This window comes from Flavobacterium sp., from assembly GCF_044361065.1.
Taxonomy (GTDB): domain Bacteria; phylum Bacteroidota; class Bacteroidia; order Flavobacteriales; family Flavobacteriaceae; genus Flavobacterium.
In genome coordinates, this window is record NZ_JBIKJI010000163.1 from 1 (window position 1) to 4,302 (window position 4,302).

Genomic DNA, 4,302 nt, shown 5'->3' on the forward strand with positions numbered 1-4,302 from the left:
AACGTTAATAGGTAATGCGGTAGGGTATTCTGAAATTATGAATTAGTAGTAGCCACGGATTAAAGGATTTTCACAGATTGTATGTATGAAATTATATAGAGAAAAAGAAACTTTTAAAATTATTGGAATTTGTATGAACGTCCATAATTATTTAGGCCCAGGCTTGTTAGAAGTAGTATATAAAGACGCACTTGAAATTGAATTCAAGGAAAACAATATACAATTTGAAAGAGAAAAAGAATTCTTGATTGAATATAAAGGTAAAATTTTAAATCATAAATTTTATGCTGATTTTGTTGTTAATGAAGATATCATTCTTGAAGTAAAGGCAGTAAAAGAGTTTTCAAATGAGCATAAAGCCCAAGTTTTAAATTATATGAAATTAGCAAAATCTGAAGTAGGGTTGTTAGTGAATTTTCAAACAAAATCTTTACAACATAACAGATTTGTATTATAAAATCTGTGAAAATCCTTTAATCTGTGGCAAAATAATTAAAAAATGGAATCAGTTCAAAACATAAAACAACGCTTTGAGATTATTGGAAACGATCCAAAACTCAATCGTGCGGTAGAAAAAGCCATTCAGGTTTCTCCTACAGATATTTCTGTATTAGTAACTGGAGAAAGTGGTGTGGGTAAAGAAAGTATACCAAAAATTATTCATTCATTATCTCATAGAAAACACGGAAAATACATTGCCGTAAACTGTGGTGCCATTCCAGAAGGAACAATAGATTCAGAGCTTTTTGGACACGAAAAAGGATCGTTTACGGGAGCAACAGGAACTCGTGAAGGATATTTTGAAGTAGCCAATGGCGGAACTATTTTTTTAGACGAAGTTGGAGAACTACCTTTAACCACTCAAGTACGTTTATTACGTGTGTTGGAAAATGGCGAGTTTATTAAAGTAGGATCGTCTCAAGTACAAAAAACCAATGTTCGTATTGTTGCGGCTACTAACGTGAATATGTTGGAAGCAATTGAAAAGGGAAAATTCAGAGAAGATTTATATTATCGTTTAAGTACTGTTGAAATTAATTTACCCGCTTTACGCGAAAGAAAAGAAGATATTCATTTGTTGTTTCGCAAGTTTGCTGCCGATTTTGCGCACAAATATAAAATGCCTCCAATAAAATTATCCGAAGATGCTGTAAATTATTTAATGCATTATCGTTGGAGCGGAAATATCAGACAATTACGAAATTCAGCGGAGCAAATTTCTGTATTAGAAACCAATAGAGACATATCCTTAACGGCATTAAAATCATATTTGCCTAATATGGAAAGTAATTCGCTTCAAGTTGTTGGAGAGAAAAAAAGCACTTCCGATTTTAGTAATGAGCGCGAAATTTTGTATAAAGTACTTTTCGATATGAAAAGCGATTTAAATGATTTAAAAAAACTTACGCTTGAGCTTATGCAAAATGGAAATGCTAAAGTGCAAGAAAACAACAAATCGCTTATTCAAAAAATTTATGGAAATGCTGAAGAAAAAAACACTATTTTTGAACAAGAAATAAAAAGAAATGTTTTGCCTGTTGAAGAAGAAGTAGAACAAGAAGAATTTGATGACGAAGACGATTTTAACAACAATTATCTGTATGCAGAAGCGATAGACGAAGTAGAAACCCTTAGTTTAGAAGCGAAAGAAATAGAATTAATAAAAAAATCGTTAGAAAAAAATAAAGGAAAAAGAAAAGCAGCTGCAGATGAATTAGGCATTTCTGAAAGAACTTTATACAGAAAAATAAAACAATTTGATTTGTAGTTTTAGAACTTAAATTATGAAATTAAAAATTAAAATAATTACAATTTTGACCTTGTTTTTGCTTGTAAGTTGTAATGTGAAATACAACTTCACAGGAACAGGGAAAATTAATGCCAAAACGTTTCAAGTAAATTATTTTCAAAATAATGCCGAAATTGTTGAAGTTGGTATAGAGCGAACCTTTACGCAAAAATTACAAAACACCATACAAAATCAAACCAATTTAGATTTAGTGCCTTCTGGTGGCGATTTATTGTATGAAGGTGAAATTGTAGAATATCGCATCACGCCAATGGCATCTAATGCAAATCAACAATCCTCTCAAAACAGAATGACAATTACCATAAATGTTAGGTATTCAAGTAAAAATTCAGAAGACGATAATTTCGAAAAGCGTTTTTCGTTTTTTCACGATTATGATGCTAATTTATTGCCTTCTGCTGTTTTAAATGAAGCATTGGAAATCATTTACGAAAGAATCACTCAAGATATTTTTAACGAATCTTTAGCAAAATGGTAGTTTAAATATTGTTTTTGAGAATCCTAAGCATTGTTGGCTGAGGCACTCGAAGTCAACTTTAAATTTTATTAAAATAAAAAATGAACACAAACGATTATATAAATCTACTTAATAATTCTAAAGCTATTAACGACAAACAAACGTTAATACTTGAAACTATTGTAAATGAATTTCCATTTTACCAAAGTGCTCGTGCTCTATATTTAAAAGGATTATATAATCAAGAAAGTTTTAGATATAATTACGAATTAAAGAAAACGGCTGCTCACACAACAGATAGAAGTGTGTTATTTGATTTTATTACTTCCGCTGATTTTAAAATTTTTCAGCAAGAAATATATGACAAGTACCAAGCAGAAATTCAAAATATAATAGTCGCTGATTTTGAATATGTTGAAGAAGAAAACCGACCAGTTGCAATAAATAGTATTTCAAGAACTACTACTTCAACTGAGACATATTTTGTTTCAGAACAACAAGAAACCAATAAAGAAGTAGAAGCCGCATTAGAAATTGGCAAACCATTTCAATTTGATAAAAACGAAACGCATTCTTTTTCAGAATGGCTTCAATTAGCTAAAATTGCACCAATTGTTCGTGAAGAAACTGAAAAACAGATGAATGTTTCTTCGGAATTAGAAAAAAAATTCGATTTAATTGAAAAATTTATTGAATTAAATCCTAAAATTCCACAGGCAAAAGACACCACTGCAGTGCCAATAAATATTGCTAAAAGCAACGAAACACCGTCTTCAATTATGACCGAAACGTTGGCGCAAATTTATCTTGAACAAAAAAAATATAGCAAAGCCATACAAGCTTATGAAATATTAATTTTGAAATATCCAGAAAAAAGTAGTTTCTTTGCAGACCGAATTAAAAATATAAAAATTTTACAACAAAATAATTAATACAGAAGTTATGTCATTTACAATTTTTTTAGCATTAATCATCATCGTTTGTTTTTTATTAATCTTAACTATTATGGTTCAGAATCCTAAAAGCGGAGGTTTATCTTCTTCTTTTGGCGGTGGAGGTCAAATGGGTGGTGTTAAAAACACAACCGACTTTTTAGAAAAAACAACTTGGGTGTTAGGTGGAACATTAATCGCCTTAATTTTATTTTCAACGTTAAGTTTTAATAACGGTACAGGTGGTTCTAAATTAGTAGACGAAAATGCTGCTCCAGCTATTGTTAAAGATACACCAGCTAAGCAAGCAACTACCCCAGCTACAAAACCAGCAGATTCAGTAAAATAATTTTTGCTAAATATATAATATAATGCCAGCCTGTCAGTGCTGGCATTTTTATTTTAAGTAAATTTGTCAGAAATTGGGTTTGGCACAATTTCTGAAATTAAACTAAGCGTTCACTAACAAATATATTCAATATAATTATGGCATTAAACATTAAACCAATTGCAGACAGAGTAGTAATTGAACCATCTGCTGCAGAAACGACAACTGCTTCAGGAATTATTATTCCAGATACAGCAAAAGAAAAACCTCAAAAAGGAACTGTTGTTGCCGTTGGAACAGGTAAAACCGATTATACAATGACTGTAAAAATTGGTGATACTGTTTTGTATGGTAAATATGCAGGAACAGAATTTAAGTACGAAAGTAAGGATTACCTTATTATGCGTGAAGATGAAATTTATGCAATATTATAAAATCCTTAGTTTCAGGTTTAAAGTTTCAAGTTAAAAACTTTAATTTCTGAAAATATTATTTATTGGTTGTTCAACGTGAAACAAAAACAACCTTAAACTTTAAACAAAAATAAAATGGCAAAAGATATAAAATTTGATATTGAAGCACGCGACGGTTTAAAACGTGGTGTGGATGCATTAGCAAATGCAGTAAAAGTTACTTTAGGTCCTAAAGGAAGAAATGTAATTATTTCTAAATCATTTGGAGGACCAACGGTTACTAAAGATGGAGTTTCGGTTGCAAAAGAAATTGAATTAGCAGATCCGTTAGAAAATATGGGTGCGCAAATGGTAAAAGAAGT

7 protein-coding genes are annotated in these 4,302 nt (G+C 30.6%); all 7 read left to right on the top strand.

What is annotated here, in order from left to right; all coding sequences use genetic code 11:
* Positions 1 to 85: 85 nt before the first annotated feature.
* Complete coding sequence (locus ACIQ11_RS09050; RefSeq protein ID WP_396154312.1) at positions 86 to 457, top strand: GxxExxY protein; 372 nt, start codon at positions 86 to 88, stop codon at positions 455 to 457.
* 42 nt (positions 458 to 499) lie between these two features.
* Positions 500 to 1,768, top strand: coding sequence for a sigma-54 interaction domain-containing protein (locus ACIQ11_RS09055; RefSeq protein WP_396154313.1), 1,269 nt, complete (start codon positions 500 to 502; stop codon positions 1,766 to 1,768).
* Positions 1,769 to 1,784: 16 nt separating this feature from the next.
* The gene (locus ACIQ11_RS09060; protein ID WP_396154314.1) at positions 1,785 to 2,288 is read left to right on the top strand and encodes an LptE family protein; all 504 of its coding nucleotides are present in this window, start codon (positions 1,785 to 1,787) and stop codon (positions 2,286 to 2,288) included.
* Positions 2,289 to 2,368: 80 nt separating this feature from the next.
* Positions 2,369 to 3,199 carry a tetratricopeptide repeat protein gene (locus ACIQ11_RS09065; RefSeq protein WP_396154315.1) on the top strand — a complete coding sequence of 277 codons (831 nt, stop codon included), beginning with the start codon at positions 2,369 to 2,371 and terminating at the stop codon, positions 3,197 to 3,199.
* A gap of 10 nt (positions 3,200 to 3,209) precedes the next feature.
* Positions 3,210 to 3,548 carry a preprotein translocase subunit SecG gene (gene secG / locus ACIQ11_RS09070; protein WP_396154316.1) on the top strand — a complete coding sequence of 113 codons (339 nt, stop codon included), beginning with the start codon at positions 3,210 to 3,212 and terminating at the stop codon, positions 3,546 to 3,548.
* A 137-nt stretch (positions 3,549 to 3,685) separates the two neighbouring features.
* Entirely contained in the window at positions 3,686 to 3,961 is a 276-nt protein-coding gene (gene groES, locus ACIQ11_RS09075; protein WP_353079907.1) for a co-chaperone GroES, read from the top strand.
* A gap of 114 nt (positions 3,962 to 4,075) precedes the next feature.
* A partial coding sequence (locus tag ACIQ11_RS09080) for a TCP-1/cpn60 chaperonin family protein (protein WP_396154317.1) occupies positions 4,076 to 4,302 on the top strand: 227 nt, incomplete at its 3' end.

Excerpts from the sequence above, each read along its gene's own strand:
- ACIQ11_RS09050 (WP_396154312.1), top strand. The coding sequence starts at position 86 with ATGAAATTATATAGAGAAAAAGAAACTTTTAAAATTATTGGAATTTGT.
- groES (WP_353079907.1), top strand. The coding sequence starts at position 3,686 with ATGGCATTAAACATTAAACCAATTGCAGACAGAGTAGTAATTGAACCA.
- ACIQ11_RS09065 (WP_396154315.1), top strand. The coding sequence starts at position 2,369 with ATGAACACAAACGATTATATAAATCTACTTAATAATTCTAAAGCTATT.
- ACIQ11_RS09060 (WP_396154314.1), top strand. The coding sequence starts at position 1,785 with ATGAAATTAAAAATTAAAATAATTACAATTTTGACCTTGTTTTTGCTT.
- secG (WP_396154316.1), top strand. The coding sequence starts at position 3,210 with ATGTCATTTACAATTTTTTTAGCATTAATCATCATCGTTTGTTTTTTA.
- ACIQ11_RS09055 (WP_396154313.1), top strand. The coding sequence starts at position 500 with ATGGAATCAGTTCAAAACATAAAACAACGCTTTGAGATTATTGGAAAC.